The organism is Dehalococcoidia bacterium, from assembly GCA_041649635.1.
Classification (GTDB): Bacteria; Chloroflexota; Dehalococcoidia; order E44-bin15; family E44-bin15; genus JAYEHL01.
Genome location: JBAZMV010000001.1, coordinates 52041 through 68964, shown reverse-complemented (window position 1 = coordinate 68964; position 16924 = coordinate 52041). Strand labels below are relative to the sequence as shown.

At 54.7% G+C, this 16924-nt stretch carries 15 protein-coding genes, 2 tRNA genes and 1 riboswitch; of the genes, 14 read left to right on the top strand and 3 right to left on the bottom strand.

The annotated features are described in order from the left end of the window. The first annotated feature begins 141 nt into the window (after window positions 1-141). A riboswitch (molybdenum cofactor riboswitch) is annotated at window positions 142-286 on the top strand. A 37-nt stretch (window positions 287-323) separates the two neighbouring features. The 14 genes from fdnG (at window position 324) to WC562_00265 (ending at window position 12228) form a co-directional block, all read left to right on the top strand. Next, window positions 324-3566: a formate dehydrogenase-N subunit alpha gene (gene fdnG, locus WC562_00330; protein MFA5054610.1), complete on the top strand. Its 3243-nt coding sequence runs from the start codon at window positions 324-326 to the stop codon at window positions 3564-3566. Window positions 3567-3585: 19 nt separating this feature from the next. Beyond that, the gene (locus WC562_00325; protein ID MFA5054609.1) at window positions 3586-4377 is read left to right on the top strand and encodes a 4Fe-4S dicluster domain-containing protein; all 792 of its coding nucleotides are present in this window, start codon (window positions 3586-3588) and stop codon (window positions 4375-4377) included. A gap of 1 nt (window position 4378) precedes the next feature. Next, entirely contained in the window at window positions 4379-5116 is a 738-nt protein-coding gene (locus WC562_00320; GenBank protein MFA5054608.1) for a cytochrome b/b6 domain-containing protein, read from the top strand. 44 nt (window positions 5117-5160) lie between these two features. Continuing rightward, complete coding sequence (locus WC562_00315) at window positions 5161-5976, top strand: formate dehydrogenase accessory protein FdhE (GenBank protein ID MFA5054607.1); 816 nt, start codon at window positions 5161-5163, stop codon at window positions 5974-5976. 22 nt (window positions 5977-5998) lie between these two features. After that, window positions 5999-6250, top strand: a complete 252-nt coding sequence (gene tatA / locus WC562_00310; protein ID MFA5054606.1) for a twin-arginine translocase TatA/TatE family subunit — start codon at window positions 5999-6001, stop codon at window positions 6248-6250. A gap of 60 nt (window positions 6251-6310) precedes the next feature. Then, a complete protein-coding gene (locus WC562_00305; protein ID MFA5054605.1) occupies window positions 6311-6649 on the top strand; it encodes a twin-arginine translocase TatA/TatE family subunit in 339 nt (112 codons plus the stop codon). 26 nt (window positions 6650-6675) lie between these two features. Next, window positions 6676-7425 carry a twin-arginine translocase subunit TatC gene (gene tatC, locus WC562_00300; protein ID MFA5054604.1) on the top strand — a complete coding sequence of 250 codons (750 nt, stop codon included), beginning with the start codon at window positions 6676-6678 and terminating at the stop codon, window positions 7423-7425. A 174-nt stretch (window positions 7426-7599) separates the two neighbouring features. Continuing rightward, window positions 7600-7671, top strand: a tRNA-Arg gene (locus tag WC562_00295). A gap of 26 nt (window positions 7672-7697) precedes the next feature. Further along, window positions 7698-8276 carry a 2-oxoacid:acceptor oxidoreductase family protein gene (locus WC562_00290; protein MFA5054603.1) on the top strand — a complete coding sequence of 193 codons (579 nt, stop codon included), beginning with the start codon at window positions 7698-7700 and terminating at the stop codon, window positions 8274-8276. Between the two features lies 1 nt (window position 8277). Continuing rightward, a complete protein-coding gene (locus WC562_00285) occupies window positions 8278-8577 on the top strand; it encodes a 4Fe-4S binding protein (GenBank protein ID MFA5054602.1) in 300 nt (99 codons plus the stop codon). After that, window positions 8574-9782: a transketolase C-terminal domain-containing protein gene (locus WC562_00280; protein MFA5054601.1), complete on the top strand. Its 1209-nt coding sequence runs from the start codon at window positions 8574-8576 to the stop codon at window positions 9780-9782. Before WC562_00285 ends, WC562_00280 begins: the two co-directional genes overlap by 4 nt. 9 nt (window positions 9783-9791) lie before the next feature. Further along, window positions 9792-10733, top strand: coding sequence for a thiamine pyrophosphate-dependent enzyme (locus WC562_00275; GenBank protein ID MFA5054600.1), 942 nt, complete (start codon window positions 9792-9794; stop codon window positions 10731-10733). Between the two features lie 65 nt (window positions 10734-10798). After that, window positions 10799-10875, top strand: a tRNA-Pro gene (locus WC562_00270). 396 nt (window positions 10876-11271) lie between these two features. Further along, the gene (locus tag WC562_00265) at window positions 11272-12228 is read left to right on the top strand and encodes a radical SAM/SPASM domain-containing protein (GenBank protein ID MFA5054599.1); all 957 of its coding nucleotides are present in this window, start codon (window positions 11272-11274) and stop codon (window positions 12226-12228) included. Between the two features lie 393 nt (window positions 12229-12621). On the opposite strand, the gene WC562_00260 is transcribed toward WC562_00265, so the two are convergent. The 3 genes from WC562_00260 to WC562_00250 form a co-directional block, all read right to left on the bottom strand. Then, the gene (locus WC562_00260; protein ID MFA5054598.1) at window positions 12622-13530 is read right to left on the bottom strand and encodes an SDR family oxidoreductase; all 909 of its coding nucleotides are present in this window, start codon (window positions 13528-13530) and stop codon (window positions 12622-12624) included. Between the two features lie 580 nt (window positions 13531-14110). Next, entirely contained in the window at window positions 14111-15280 is a 1170-nt protein-coding gene (locus tag WC562_00255) for an acetyl-CoA acetyltransferase (GenBank protein ID MFA5054597.1), read from the bottom strand. A 15-nt stretch (window positions 15281-15295) separates the two neighbouring features. After that, window positions 15296-16744, bottom strand: a complete 1449-nt coding sequence (locus WC562_00250; GenBank protein MFA5054596.1) for an OB-fold domain-containing protein — start codon at window positions 16742-16744, stop codon at window positions 15296-15298. Window positions 16745-16924 lie beyond the last annotated feature (180 nt).

Genomic DNA, 16924 nt, shown 5'->3' with positions numbered 1-16924 from the left:
GTATTATTAGCGTTAAACGCTGACAGGTATTGACACGTCGCTAGCTAGGGTATGTTACAATTTTCACAAAGGATAGTAGATAATAGATTCTTTAGTGCCTTAAAATTTAACAAGCAAGTTTAATATCGATTAAGATTATAGTGCAAGAGTACTCTTCGAGCTGGTCAACCTAAGTCTTAAATCAATCAATGTAGATATGGTTAGCAGCCGACAGGCGAAAGCCTCCAGGGTTTGAAAAGAAATTTTCAGGCCTCCCGTGTTTGGAAAGGAGAGTGGTAGGTTTTAGTATCTAGCATATCTGAAACAATATCGGGAGGTAACTGATGGAACTGACTCGAAGAGGTTTCCTCAAATTGTCCGGCGCCAGTACAGCCGGATTTGTTTTGTTAAAAGGGGGAAACTGGAAGCAGGAGCTGTCTTCATCTCCGATTCCGCTGCACAAGCAAATCGGTGAGACAACCACTATATGCTGCTACTGCGGCGTCGGTTGCGGCGCGGTTGCAGCGACAGAGAACGGCAAGCTGGTCAACATTGAGGGCGACCCGGACCATCCGATTAATCAGGGTTCCTTATGTGCCAAGGGGCAGGCCCTGGCCCAGATGAGGATGGTCGACGGCAAGGATAATCCTAATCGGTTGACCAAGCCTCTTTACCGCGCTCCTTATGCCAGCGAATGGCAGGAGGTGGACTGGGATTGGGCTATAGATACGATCGCCGAGCGGGTGAAGACGACCAGGGATGCGAACTGGCTCTCGACGATAGATGTGGGCGGCACCACATATAACGTAAATCGCACCGATGCGATCTGCAACTTCGGCGGCGGTGAACTGGATAATGAGGAGTGCTATCTTCTCTCTAAGATGGCCCGCGCCTTGGGCATTGTCTATCTTGAACACTGCGCACGCATCTGACACTCCGCTACTGTAGCGGCTCTGGGAGAGTCGTTCGGAAGGGGAGCAATGACCAACCACTGGATCGATATCAGAAATGCGGATCGCATAATGATCATCGGTTCAAACGCAGCGGAGAATCACCCCATATCCTTCAAATGGGTAACCGCTGCGCAAGAGCGCGGCGGCAAGCTCATCAGCGTCGACCCGCGCTTCACACGCACGTCGTCAAAGGCTGACCTCTACGCCCCGATGAGATCGGGAACAGACATTACCTTCATCGGCGGTATGATCAGGTATATCCTGAACGATATGCAATCTTTAAGCTCGGCGGAGAGGGCTGCGAAATACAATATGACATATGTAGCGGAATATACGAATGCCGCGCTGATAATAAATGACGGTTTTGAGAGTTGGAAGGATTCCGCGCATCCCGGTCTGTTCGTCGGTTTCACTGAGAACACAAACGCCGCGCCCAGCAAGCTGGGGGCCTATGATAAGGCGAAGTGGAAATATGCAAATACCACCAATCCTAATGTTGACGCGGCGATCGTTGGTAACTCATGGACGCAGTGGAGCGATCTAAACGCGAATTCGGTGCTGAGGCGTTTGTGGGAGAACTACGAGGATTTCACGCCGGAGAAGGTCGAGGAAGTAACAGGTTGCCCTCAGGGTAAGTTCCTTGAGGTATGCGAGGAATACGCGGCTTCGGGCGCGCCCGGCAAGTCCGGCACGATAATGTATGCCATGGGAACAACCCAGCATACCTACGGTACGCAGAATATCAGGGGTTATGCCATTCTGCAGCTTCTGCTGGCTAACATCGGCATCGCCGGCGGCGGCATCAATGCTCTGCGCGGCACGTCCAACGTGCAGGGTTCCACCGATATGTGTCTGCTCTCGCATATCCTGCCTGGGTATCTATCGGTGGTAAACCATAAGCAGCAGAGCCTGGCCGACTACATAGCGACGGCAAAAGCGGGTAAGCAGCCGGTCACCCCCGTCGGGCTGCACGGCGACAAGAGCGCCAGCTGGTGGTGGCTGAGCGATGAGGCGCAGAACTACAAGAAATACATGGTCAGCCTGCTCAAGGCCTGGTATATGGATAATGCCACCGCGGATAATGATTTTGGTTTCAACTATCTTCCCAAGGTAACTTCAGGGCATGACTATACACACATCGGCACCTTTGAATCAATAGCCAACGGGACTATCAAAGGGATGATGGTCTGGGGGCAGAATCCGGCAGTAGGCGGACCCGATTCGCAAGGCGAGCGTCATGCGCTGGACAGCCTGGAATGGCTGATGGTGGCCGACCTGTTCGAGACGGAGACGGCGGCTTTCTGGAAGAGGCCCGACCCCGAATCTTCCGATGAGACCAAGCGGGTCGATTCCAGCGCAATCAAGACAGAGGTCTTCCTTCTCCCGGCCGCGGCCTCTTACGAGAAGCAGGGCAGCATATCGAACAGCGGTCGATGGGCCCAGTGGCGCTACAAGGCGGTCGATCCTATAGGAGAGGCCAAGCCGGACATGGCGATTATCGACGAGCTGGTTCTTAAGTTGAAAGAGAAATACGCCGGCGATAACAGCGTGCAGGCGGAACCGATAAATAAGCTTTACTGGAATTATCGCACCTCGGGCGAGTATGAGCACGAGGCCGACCCCAACAAGGTGGCCGAGGAGCTTAACGGATGCAATGTGGCCGATGGGTCGCTGGTAACGAATTTCACGGCGCTTAAGAGCGACGGCTCCACCTATTGCGGCAACTGGCTGTACTCCGGCATGTTCAATGTTGCCGATGGGCGAAACAAGGCTAAAGATCGCAATCCTGTGGATAACAGCCTTAACCAGATCGGTTTGTATTCAGGCTGGACCTGGTGCTGGCCGATAAACAGGCGCATAATTTATAACCGGGCGTCGGTGGACTTCGACGGTCAGCCGTTCGACAGTGAACACCCGGTGATCCAGCGCTCAAGCGGCGCATGGCTGGGAGACATACCCGATGGCGGATGGGCCGCCATCAACGAGGCCGCAACCGGAGAGAAGTACCTGCCTTTCATCATGCAGCCGGAGGGCGTGGCGCATCTGTGGGGACCGGCCGGCATGGCCGAAGGGCCGTTCCCTGTAGCTTACGAGCCGTGGGAGAGCCCGCTGGATGAGAATCTGGTTACAGGTGTAGCAAACGCTAATGCTGATGGCAAGGGCACTCCCGGATTCAACGATCCCTGCTGTTATATAGGCAGTCTGGAAGGATGGAACAAGAAGGGGTCGGCGGATGAGTTCCCGTATGTTGGCATGACATACAGGGTGGCGGAGCACTGGCAGGCGGGTCAGATGACACGCAACCATCCGTGGCTGGCAGAGCTTCAACCCGAGGTGTTTGCCGAGATAGGGCCGGAGCTGGCGGCTGATAAAGGTATCGAGAACGGCGATAAGGTGAAGGTATCCACGGCTCGCGGATTCGTGAATGCAGTTGCCATCGTCACCAATCGAATGCAACGAATGACTATAGGGGGAAAGACTGTGGACCATGTGGGCGTACCATGGCACTGGGGGTTCATGGGCCGGTCGAGCGCTTTCCACAGCAGCGGTAATATTCTGACCCCGCACGTGGGTGATGCGAATACTACGATACCTGAATATAAGACCTTCTTGTGCGATATTACAAAGGTATAGATGAAGCGGAAGGAGAAACATGTCAGAATTAGCGATTCTATACGATGCGAGTAAATGTACTGCCTGCCGCGGCTGTCAGGTCGCCTGCAAGCAGTGGAACGATCTCAGCGGCGATGTCACGACTAATCGGGGAACCTATGAGAATCCTCCCGATCTGTCCGCCAATACATGGCTGAAGATAAAGTTCATCGAACAGGGCACGTATCCCGATATTCGCTGGCTGTTCGGCAGACGCAGCTGTATGCACTGTACCGAATCCGCCTGCGTTGATGTGTGTCCTACAAAAGCACTGTATCATCACGAGATGGGTTTCGTGGCGTACGATAAATCGAAGTGCAGCGGCTGCGGTTACTGCGTAGAGGCCTGTCCTTTCGATGTCCCCCGTTCCAGCAGCGGCGCCGTCACCGGCATAAGGCATGCAAATAAGTGTACCCTGTGCCAGGATCGTGTGACCAATGAAGAGAAACCCGCTTGCGTGAAAAGCTGTCCCACCGGCGCGCTTACCTTCGGCGAACGCTCGGATATACTCGCCGCCGCTCAGGCCAGGGTTAACGTGCTTAAGGCTGGTAACCCTAAAGCCAATATCTACGGCGATACTCAGTTGGGCGGACTGCATGTGTTGTATGTGCTTGAGGACTCGCCTGAGGTCTATGGTCTACCTGGGAATCCCAAGGTGCCTATCGCTACTACGGTCTGGAAAGATATTGTGCAGCCGGTCGGCTGGGGGCTGGCCGGCATAGCCGTGCTCGGTCTCGGGCTGAACTACATTATCGCCCAGCGGAAGATAAAGATTAAGAGCGAGGGGGAATAATATGGCGACTTCCAGTGCTAAATCCAAAGAGCGTTCTCACTCCGCTTTGGAGGGTTTTTTCGGACACAGGCCTGTTCCCGGAGAGAAGGTTGTGCAGAGGTATACCAAACAGGAGAGGTGGCTGCACTGGGTAACCGCTGTAACGTGGGTTATCCTGTTCATAACCGGCTTGTTCTTCTTTGTGCCTCAGTTCGGTGGAGGCGCCGTTGGAGGAATAAGCGGACTGTTTCACAGAATAGCGGCAGTGGTCGTTTGCGGCTGGGCCGCCGTTTATTTCCTGCGCAACCCGAAATCTTCCATAGAAGGGATTAAGTTCGCTTTCAAGTGGGGCACCGCCGATATAAAGTGGGCCATGGCGGCGCCCGCGTATTACTTCTTCGGTAAAGAAGATAAAATGCCGCCTCAGGAGCACATGAACACCGGACAGAAGCTGTGGTGGCTGGTGGTTCTGGCATGCGGTTCGGTCATGGTTATTACAGGGGCGCTGATGTGGTTCTTCAAGGAGATCATAACTCCCGGCGTGTTCCTGTGGGCCAGCACGTTCCATTCAATAGGCATGGCCGCGCTGTTTACTTTCGCTTTTATCCATGTGTACCTGTCAGTATTGCATCCAAAGATGAAGGGTATATTCTGGTCTATGGTGGACGGTACAGTGCCCGCTCACTACGCCGAGTCTCATCATAAGAAATGGTATGATGAGTTGATGAAACATAACAAGGAATCTGGTAAAGGGAAGTAAGACTGTAGTGTGCAAACGTAATGGGTAGTGGAAGTTATGGGAAAGTGCTTAAAAAGCTGGAGGAACTGGGAAAAACTTCTCTTCCCGAGTCTATCGAACTATATGTTAAGCTGACCCGCCTGCAGTACGAAGCAAGGTCAGATATAGAGATAAAAGAGGCCCGCCCGTCTCAAGAGGAAATCGATGAGAGGGTGGGTCTTGGCATTATAGCGCTTAAATTCGATGAGCTGCACCTGGATTGGGACAAGGTCGACGACTTATTCAAACGTGCTCTTGAGATAATAGGAGAATATTCTTCGTCAATAGATGCCGAGAGCGCCTTTCAGTTGAGGCAGGCAATTGAATCGTGGTATAATAAACAGTCTTTTCCGCACGATGGAATGGATGAAGATATCTTAACCGTGGCAATTCATTCCGCAATTAAGCCGTTCTTGGCGAGGTGGGCGGAGGAGTTATTGCCACAGATTAGTCAGGAGAAGTGGCGGCGGAGGTATTGTCCGGTATGCGGAGGGACGCCTAATTTCGCCTATCTAGAACCGGAGAACGGCGCGAGGTGGCTTTGCTGCCCCCGGTGCGACGCGGAATGGCTTTTTCAGAGGATGGAGTGCCCGTTTTGCGGTAATGCGGAACAGAAGGAGCTTTCTTTCTTTGCAGATTTAGATGGGCGCTACAGGGTTTATGTGTGTGAGAAGTGCAAGAGATATTTAAAAGCCGTCGATCTGAGGAAAGTTAGCAAAGATGTCGCGATGCCGCTGGAGTGGATAAATACTCTAGATCTGGACAGGCAGGCCTGCGAGAGAGGTTATAAATCTGGCACTTATACAGAAAATACTAGCAGTCAAGGAGAGGAAACTCCTTAGGAGGTAATATTTTATGGCGGCTATGATTACGTTACCATTTGCAATTTTCGCTGGTTCATGGGGTGCGCCGGAGATATTGATCATCCTGGCTATCGTATTGATAGTCTTCGGCGTGGGCAAGCTGCCGCAGGCTATGGGCGCGATGGGCAAAGGCATCCGCAACTTTAAGAAATCGGCTGCGGGAGAGGACGTTGATGAGGGGAAATCGGACGCTAAAAAAGAGACTGCCAAAGACGTTGAAAGCAAGGACGCATCCGATTCAAAATCAAGCTAGCTTTTAGGTATCCTCTGTAAAGCACATCTTGCCTATGTCACGGGTTAAGCGAATAGTTGTATGGATGGTTTTTTTGGCATAAGCTTCTGGGAGATTCTGCTGATATTTTTAATCGGCTTGATACTGGTCGGGCCGAGGAATCTTCCGGCAATGGCAGCGAAAGCGGGCAGGGCCTACCGCCGGCTCAAGAGGGCTTCACAGGATCTGACTTCAGAGTTGACCAAGGAAGTCGGCATCGAAGAGGATAAGAAGATAGAGAACCCGTTGCGAAAAATAGCATCGGATTTCAATTCCGATCTGAGCAGCATCAAAAAAGATTTGAACGTTAAAATCGATGACAACAAGAAGCCCGGGAATAAAGCTCAGGAACAGGCTGAAGGATCGAACAAGAAGACTTAGCGATGCGACAGGACATCGCATAGAAGATGCAGGACAGTAACAAGCAACCACTGCTGGCTCACCTTGACGAACTCCGTATTCGTCTGACAAAAAGCGTAATCGCGTTAGTTATAGGGGTTCTCCTCGCTTTACCTGTCGCCCGTTATATTATCCCCATACTCAGGGAACCTGTTCAGGGTGTTGATCTTTACTACATCGAAGTGACGGGATTGATCAGCCCCTACATTAAAATCGTTTTGTATTCCGCTTTAGCCATTGCCGGACCTTATATACTGTATCACATTGTAATGTTCATAAATCCCGCGCTAAAAAAGAAGGAAAAGGCTTATTTGTATACCTTGCTGCCTTCTACAATCATTCTTTTTATATGCGGCGTCCTGTTCTGCTATTTTGTGCTATTGCCTCCAGCGCTGACTTTCCTGTATTACAATTTTCCTGAGTGGGTAGGCGGCGGAATTCAGCCCATGTGGACGGTTAATGATTACATTTCGGTGGTCACCCAGCTATGTTTCTGGATCGGAGTTGTCTTTGAGATACCGCTGCTGATGTTCTTTCTCAGTAAGATAAGGGTGATAAACCCTGATTGGATTCTTAGAAAATGGAAGTGGGTGGTAGTCTTTGCTTTTGTGCTCGGTGCTTTCATTACACCTACTATGGATCCGGTAAATCAGACGCTGGTAGCGGCGCCGATAATAGTTCTATTTGGCCTTGGCTATATACTGGCCAAGGTAGCAAGGGTGGGATTACCGTTCCGTTCGAAGAAATCCAAATCATAAGTTGTGAATTTGTTGTACGCAGCATGTTGTACGTAAGCGCTTATTGTCATCGTGGCCTGTTTTGTAGTATCCTTTATATGAGCGCAGTTAGATAATCCTTGATTTAAGGAAGATTCGAGCGTTTGCTTGGCATATATTACCGGGGCAAAAGAAATGTAGTTTGGCATGGAATAAGCCCCTGTAGCTCAGAGGATAGAGCACCAGCCTCCGGAGCTGGGAGCGGGCGTTCGAGTCGCCCCAGGGGCGCTTAAAAGAAGAGGTATGAGTTAAAAATGAAGAAAGATCTACTTGAAGTACGCTGGCACGGCCGCGGAGGCCAGGGGGCAGTGACGGCAAGCGAAATCCTGGCCGAAGCCGCCCTTGAGGAGGGCAAGTACTTTCAGGCCTTCCCCGATTACGGACCCGAGCGTATGGGAGCTCCGGTCAGGGCTTACACCAGGATCAGCAGTTCACCGATCAGCCAGCATTGCCAGATAACGAACCCCGATGCAGTGGTAGTATTAGATCCAACACTGATCGGGGTCGTTGATTTTACGGAAGGGCTTAAACCGGGAGGCACGGTCATCGTAAATATCAGCATGTCCGCTGCCGATCTGAAGAAGAAGCTCAATTTCAGCGGCGGCAAGCTGTTCACGGTGGACGCGACGCGTATAGCAATCGACACTATCGGGAGGAATATCCCAAATACTCCGCTAGTAGGCGCTCTCCTTAGCGCTCTGGGCGGAGTGTTGAGCAAGGAGGCGGTATTGGATGGTGTCAAGAAGAAAATGGGAAGCAAGGTCAGTGAAAAGCTGGTGAAGGCCAATGTCGTTGCCTTCGAAAGAGCCTATAATGAAGTGAAGGGTGAATGAAATGGCTTTAAAAGGTTGGCATGAGATACTGCCCGGCGGGACGATAACTGATGGAGGCAACTCCATTCATTACAAGACGGGCGACTGGCGGTCGTTCCGTCCCGTATGGGATGACAAGAAATGCAACAACTGTAAAGTGTGCTGGGTCTACTGCCCGGACGGCTCGATCGTGATCAAGGACGGGGTCGTAAGCGGGATGGACCTGGATCACTGCAAGGGCTGCGGCATATGCGCGCAGGAATGTCCCCAGAAGGCTATAAAGATGGTGGAGGAGACTAAGCTGAGGGAGGCGGTAAAATGACAACCACGCATACTGCGAGATATCAAGGAATCCCCAGGGGTATAGAGGGCGACCGCGCCGTGGCCGAGGCCATGCGCCAGATGAACCCCGATGTCGTAGCCGCCTATCCCATAACGCCGCAGACGGAAATAGTGATGCGCTTCAGCGATTTCGTGGCCAACGGCGAGGTGGACACAGAGTTTATCGCCGTGGAGAGCGAACATGCCGCGATGAGCTCGTGCATCGGCGCTGCCGCCGCCGGGGGACGCGTGCAGACGGCGACATCAGGAGCCGGAATGGCGCTGATGTGGGAGGTGCTCTGGGTGGCGTCAGGCTCGCGCCTGCCGATAGTTATGCACGCGGTCAACCGTTCGTTATCTTCCCCGCTTAATATACACTGCGACCATTCCGATACCATGGGCATGAGGGACGCGGGATGGGTTCATGTTTTTGGAGAGAATGTTCAGGAAGCCTATGACAACGCGATACAGATGGTGCGCATCGCCGAGCACCCCGACGTGATGCTGCCTTCGCTGCACGCGCTGGACGGCTTCATCATCGGGCACAGCGTGGAGAGGCTGGAGACGCTTCCCGATGAGGCGGTCAAGGGGTTCATAGGGACTTACAAGCCGAGGTTTTCCCTGCTCGATTGGAAGCATCCGGCTACGTTCGGCCCGATGGACCTGCAGGACTACTTCTTTGAGCATAAGCGCCAGCAGGTGGAGGCCATACATAATGCGCTGGAAGTTATAGTTAAAGTCGGCAAGGAGTACGGCGATCTATCAGGGCGTCCGTACGGCCTGATGGAGGAGTACCGCATGGAGGATGCGGATTATGTCCTGGTCGGGCTCGGTTCAACGATGGGTACTGCCAAGGTGGCGGTGGACATGATGCGCGACAGCGGGGTCAAGGCCGGCCTGCTCAAGATACGATGTTTCCGGCCCTTCCCGCAGAAGATGGTCTCCGAAGTTCTTGGCAAGCGCAAGGTCGTCGGCGTGCTGGACCGTTCCATATCGTTCGGCGCCCAGACCGGGCCCCTGGCGCTTGAGGTCATCGCATCTTTCTTCGTCAATAAGGTTAATCCTAACCTGGTTAACTATGTTTACGGCATGGGCGGGCGCGATATCACCCCGGAACAGATATGCGTGATGTACAAGGAGATGGTTGAGATAGGCAAGACGGGGATCGCGGACCCGGTACAGAGATTCTTTGGAGTAAGGGATTAGGAGATAGTCATGGTACTTGATACACTGGATATGCAATTGGAGAAAGTTTCCGTAGACAAGGATTTGCTGGCTCCGGGTCACCGGCTGTGCGCCGGTTGCGCCGAGCCTATGGCTATACGACAGATATTACATGCGATAGGCGAGCCCGTTATTATCGGCTCATCGACCGGGTGTGTGGAAGTGACCACAACCCCCTTCCCTTTCAGCTCGTGGCGCGTGCCGTGGATACACAGCGCGTTTGAGAACGTTTCCTCCACCATCTGCGGCGCCGAGGCCATGTACCGCTCTCTGGTGCGGCAGGGCAAGATGAAGGATGAGGGAATCAAGTTCGTGTGTTTCGCCGGTGACGGCGCCACTTACGATATCGGCCTGCAATGGATCAGCGGCTGCATGGAGCGCGGCCATAAATTTGTCTATGTGTGCCTCAACAACGAAGCCTATATGAATACGGGCATCCAGCGTTCCAGCGCCACCCCCTTCGGCGCATGGACCACCACCTCGCCGGACGGCAAGGCCAGCTTCGGCAAGAAGGTGCACCGCAAGGATGTCACGGCCATTATGGCTGATCACAATATCCCGTATGTAGCCCAGGTATCTCCGCACGCCTGGCGCGATATGATGGAGAAGGCTAAGAAGGCCGCGGACTGCGGCGGCCCGGCATATCTCAATGCGCTGGTGCCGTGCCAGAGGGGCTGGCGCTACCCCGGCGAGAAGACGGTGGAGGTCTGCCGCCTTGCCGTGGATACCTGCGTCTGGCCGCTCTACGAGGTGGTCGACGGAGAGTATCACCTGACATATAATCCCAACCCCAAGAAACCCGTGAAGGATTGGCTCAGCTCGCAGGGGCGTTTCAAGCACCTGATGACGCCGGAGAACGCGCCGATAATCGAGCAGATGCAGGAGTGGGTCGATCTGCAGTGGGAGAGGCTGCTGGAGCGCTGCAAGGTATAAGGTCGCGTCGATTCTCCGCGTATATTCCTTGACCTTTCCGCCCCTGTTTGATATATTCCCCGCATCGGGGTGTGGCGCAGCGGCTTAGCGCGCATGGTTTGGGACCATGAGGCCGTCGGTTCAAATCCGACCACCCCGACCATTTTTTTTTCAGCGTCGATCAGGTCAATGCTTCCTATTGACCGAACCCCCTGTAGTCCCCCATACGTTTCCTTCCATGATAATACTATTTAGAAGGATTCTGCGGAAGGAGGCTATAAGGTTAGGGGATACCCCTAAAACCCCGTCCCCGATTCATCGGGGTACCTCTGTCAGTTAGTTACCCTCTCTTTAACAAAGAGAGGGCCAGGGTGAGTTCGTGCGTCCACGTATCTTGTAGGGGCGAATCTTGTATTCGCCCGCCCAACCGTAGGGGCATCCTTCCATATGACCAAATATCATGGAAGGACCGTGCCCCTACAATTCGTATTGCGCGTCGCAGCTGTATGAGGCGTGGTTTGTTCCCTGTTATAATAATTGCAGTCGAAAGTTTAATCGCATGGGCACTGAAAACATCTTCAAGGTTATTCCTCCGAAAGAGCGGTCGCCGCGTGCCGACCACCCCTTCGGCATATACAACATCGAGCTGACTAACAAGTGCCCGATGAAGTGCATCATGTGCCCGCGCACGAAGAACATGACGCGCGAGCAGGGGTTCATGTCGTTTGAGCTATATCAGCGCGCCATCGACGAGCTCGTGTCGGCCAATGGCGAATACGTCGACAATCGTTTAGTTTGGCTGCATCACTTCGGGGAGAGCCTGCTGCACCCGCGCTTCGGCGACTGCATCGCGTATGCTGTCTCTAAAGGCGTGCGCCCCGCCCTGTCCATCAATCCGATCATGCTGCAATATGAGGTTATCGATGTGCTGCTGAGATCCAGGCCGTATATGCTGTGCATGTCCCTCGACGGCCACGACGACGAGTCGTTCCACAAGATCCGCGGCGTGAAGAAGGCGTATGGAATGTCGCATGATAATCTCATCGATTTCCTCGCCCGCAAGGTGAAGAGCCGCAGCCGCATCAAGGTTATCGTGTCCATGATCGATTTCAAGATGAACGAGGAGAGCATGTACAGGATGGCCAGCTACTGGGACCGGCGCGAGGGCGTAGACCAGTTCATATATAAGGAGTTCTCCACGTGGGACGGCAACGCGGAGGATGTGCACGCTCTGCCGCACAACTGCACGTGCCAGTTCGCGGATAAATCTGCGGTTACCTGCACCCTGCCCTGGGAGGTTATGACGATCGCCTGGAACGGGGATGTCCTCCCCTGCTGCTACGACTACAACGGCAGGTATGTGCTGGGCAATATGGCAGAACAATCGCTGTCTGATATCTGGAATGGCGAACGGATTCAGTCGCTGCGCAAGGAATTCATCGAGAACAAGGTCGAGAATGAGCTGTGCAAGAATTGCGATAATCTGTATATGCCGCTGGAGCAGCGGAGGCTGTAGCCAGCTTGGCTTAAAGCTCTGCTCTCAACCCCCTTTATCCCCCACTCTTGGGGGATTTTTAATTTAGTTAGGGGACACCCCTATAACCCCGTCAGGAGATGATTCTCCTGCACCTCTCTTTTTCAACTAACCTCTCCCTTGAGGGGCGGCGGCTCTAAGGTTCGGGTGAATGCTATCCCGAACCCCCTGTAGTCCCCCAGACGTTGGGGGAACAATAGAAAAAACCGGGGGACACCCCCGGTCGCCCCCGGAAGGAGCTTCTCCTTCACCTCTTTTTTACGGAACATCATAATTATAAATCGACGTTGTAGGGGCGAGGTCGTCTCGCCCGAAAATAAAAAACCGAGGGTGTGAAGCCACCCCCGGTTTTTGTTCGATATTTAATTTAATTGTTCATAGAGGGAACGGAGGCATGCTGAGGTCGCCGAGCTCGCGGATCCTCTTGTGAAGCTCTTCTTCTGTCCAGCGCTTCTCGCCCAGGTCGATGGCAGGTCCCGGGGTCCACGGGATGAATACCTGCACCTTGCCGCCCGTTACTGTGAAGATGCGCCCGGTGATGTCCCCGGCCTCGGTGCTGCCCAGGTAGACCACCAGCGGAGAGAGGTTCTCGGGGGCCCACTTGTCGAAGCCTTCCTTGGGGGCTTCTTCGCCCATGATGCCTCTAGTCATGTCGGAGCCCAGCGTCATCCTGCTGCGCGCCATAGGGGCCACCGCGTTGGCTGTGACGCCGTACTTGGCCATCTCACGGCCCCACACCATGGTCAGGGACGCGATGCCGCCCTTGGCCGCGCCGTAGTTTGGCTGTCCGGCGTTGCCGCCGAGTCCGGCATGGGAGACGGTGTTGATGATTCGTCCGGCCACTTTCTGCCCGGCCTTGCTCTGCTCGTACCAGTGGATGCAGGCCCATCTGCCGCAGTTGAAGGTGCCCTTGAGGTGTACCTTGATCACCGCGTCGAATTCCTGCTCGCTCATCTTGAAGGTCATTCTGTCGCGCAGGAAGCCCGCGTTGTTGACCAGGATGTCCAGCTTGCCGAACTTGCTGATTGCCAGGTCGATGATCTTCTTGGAGGAGTCCCACTCGGTAACGCTCTCGGGGCTGGCTACGGCATCCCCGCCGCCCTTCTTGATCTCGGCAACAACCTCTTCCGCCGGTGTGGCGGAGGCTCCGGAGCCGTCCGCAGCGCCGCCGAGGTCGTTAACTACCACCTTGGCTCCGGCTTGGGCCAGGAAGAGCGCGTGCGCCCTGCCCAGTCCGCGTCCGGCGCCGGTGACTATTGCAACTTTTCCATCTAACATTCCCATTATCTGTTATCAAACCTCCTTTTTTTATTCGGTTTAAGAAGTAACCGTTGTAATTATACTATAAGGTTCGAAGGGCGGTCGATTGACCGAACCCCCTGTAGTCCCCCATACGTTGGGGGACTTTTATTTTAGTTAGGGGACACCCCTATCACCCCGTCCCCGATTCATCGGGGTACCTCTGTATTACGGATTGTCATTGCGAGGAGTCCTTCCGAAATGCGGAAGGGCGACGCGGCAATCTCGTTCTAGCCGGCTGGGCTTAAAGCTATGCTCTCAACCCCCTTTATCCCCCACTCTTGGGGGAATTTTAAATTAGGGGACACCCCTATTACCCCGTCAGGAGACGCTGTCTCCTGTACCTCTGTATGTAGGAGCGAGGTCATCTCGCCCTTGCATGACACCCTGTTCCACCCCGTCATTCCGGCGAAGGCCGGAATCCACGCTGCGGGCGAACACATAGGTTCGCCCCTACACGGAATCGACGTAGGGGCAGACCTGCGTGTCTGCCCTTTATATATCGGTCATCGTGTAGAGACGCAATATGTTGCGTCTCTACGTTACCACCTATTTTTTTAAGGTTCTATGTCCCTACTATAACTACGCTGACCACGGGCGCGTAGGGCTCGTTGCCCATGTTGTGCGCCAGCCCTATCGTCGGATTCTTTATCTGGCGCTTGTCCGCCCGGCCCTGCAATTGCAGGTACAGCTCGTAGATCATCCTGATGCCGGAGGCGCCGATGGGATGCCCGAAGCACTTCAGTCCGCCGTCGGGCTGGACGGGAAGGCCGCCCGTCAGCTCGAAGAATCCGGCCTCCAGGTCTTCCTTGACCTTGCCCCTCTTGCTGAACTGCAGGTCCTCCATGGTAACAGCCTCGGTGATGGAGAAGCAGTCGTGCACCTCGGCCATGCTGACCTCCTTGCGCGGGTCCTTGATGCCGGCCTCCTTGTAGGCGGCCACGCCGGCGCGGTAGGCCTCTTCCACGTGGGTATAGTCGAAATCGGTGAGCATGCGTCCCGATGTGGGGCTCGCCGATATCTGCATCGATTTGAAGTAAACGGGGTCCTTGCGGTACTTCTTGGCATCCTCTGCGCGTACCAGTATGGCCGCCGCCGCCCCGTCGCTGACGCCGCAGCAGTCAAAGAGCCCCAGCGGCCAGGCGATGATGGGGGCTCCCAGCACCTGGTCTATGGTCAGCTCCCTTTGCAGGTGCGCCTTGGGGTTCAACTTGCCGTTATGGTGGCTCTTTACGGAGATCTTGGCCAGCATCCTCTTGCCCTCATCAGGGGTGAGGCCGTAGCGGTTGAAGTACCTGGTGGCCATCATGGCGAACACGCCCGGCATGCTGGACTGGTAGTGGGTGTTGGTGCGGTTCTCCATTCCCGGGAGTCCGCTGGCGCCCTCGTCCTTGAGCTTCTCATAGCCCACCGCCAGTACCACGTCGTAGATCCCTGCGGCTATGGAGTAGGCCGCGCCTCGAAGCGCCTCATGTCCCGATCCGCAGGCGTTTTCAACGCGCGTGACCGGTATATATTGCAGCTTTAACGGCTCGCTGATGGCGCGTCCTCCGTTGCCGGAGAACAGCGTCCCGACCCATGCCGCCTGTATGTCTTTTGCCGTTACGCCGGCGTCCTGGTAGGCTTCGGTCACCGCGTCGATTATCATATCGGCGGGGCCTCTGGTCCAGAGCTCGCCGAACTTGGTGCAGCCCATGCCGACTATTGCAACTCTATCTTTAATGCTTCCGCTCATCTCATCCGTCTCCTTCTAATACCTCGCCGGGCGGACTTTCCAGAAGTAGTTGGTCAGTCCCCTGTCGACCTGAAGTTTCCTGAAGGTGAACTCGACCTTGGTGCCCACCTGAATCTCATCCGGGTTTCTGTCGGTGAGGTCGAAGAAGGCCCTGCCGCCGCCCTCGAAGTCCACCAGCACCACGGACGCGGGCGGATCGATGACCGGCGCCAGCTGGTCGTGCGTGTAGCTGAACACGGTGCCCGTCTTGCCCTGGAAGCAGTAGTCCTCGAAGTTGTCCTGGGCCTGGCACTTGGCGCACACGCGTATCGGAGGCGTGCTCATGGCGCCGTTGTCGTACTGTACGGTCTTGCACTTCTTGCACTTTACGCCCCAGAGGCCTAAGAGGACCTTGCGGTCGCGCCAGTTGGCCGACATGCGTATGTGCTGCTTATCCGGCCGTCTCGCGGCCTCCAGTGGCACTATGTCGCGCCACTTGATCATGCTGTTGTAGTTATCGAATGATTTCTTAACGAAGAGGTGTTTGATCAGGCCGCGGCGCTCGGGGAGCTTGGTGATATTATCGGTTACCTTGAGTATCATGGCGTCCACCCCGTTGCCGTACCCCGCGTACAGAATCACGTCGCCCGGTTTCGCCTGCTCTAAACACGCCGAGAGCATCTGCGGAGCCATGGCCGCGCCGGTCATGCCCATGTTAAGGAACAGGCCGTACGGGTCTTGTAGCTGTTCCGGCTTGAAGCCAAGCTGTGTCGCCGTCTTGCCGTGCCTGCGCGCGTCGCCGGGGGGATCGAAGACGGCCTTGGTGATATCTGCGGTCGTCAGTTTGGCCTTGGCCAGCAGGGCATTGATGGCAATGGGCACGAGCTTGGACCAGCCCTCGTCCATGACCATGCGCTCTTCCCAGAATCGAACGAACGTGTCGTTCTCGCCGCGCCATGTGGCGCAGAGATCGTCGGATGTGGAATAGGTGCACAGTATCTCGGCGACCACGTCCTTCTTGCCCAGCAGGAACGCCGCGCTTCCGTCGCCCAGGCTCTGCTCGGTCATGCCCGAAGGGGCCGCTATGCGGCAGTCGGCCGCGGCCACCAGCACGCTGTTCAGCGTCCCGGCCTTAATGGCCTCGTAGGCCATGAGCAGGCCCGTCGATCCGCATCGCAATGATGTGGTCAGGTCCGCGGTGCGCACGTCGTCGCGCATGTTCAATGCCAATCGCATCGTTGCGGCGGACTGTTTCTCTTTGTATGGTGCTGTCGTAGTGGCAAAATAAAGACCGTCGATCTTTGTCGCATCGAATCCCTTTAAGCAGTTCATCGACGCTTCGACGGCCATCGTTACGCTGTCCTCGTCGTAATACGCCACCGACCTCTCGCCGGGGATGGCGAACCCTCCCCAGGCTTTAAGGAATTGCTGTCGGTCTAGACGGTGCCAGGGGATGTAGGCACCGAATGAAGTAATACCTATCATTAGCCCTCCTTAATATTTTTGACAATGATATAGGCACGCCAGTGTAAGAGTACTAAATTTTGGGGTTTCCGTCAATTGCCGCGAACGGATTTTTACGTTCAATTTAGGTTATGTTAAACGAAGTGGGGCAGGCTTCCATATTGTGAGTATGTTAACGTTTGCGATTTGTATGTCAGGCAG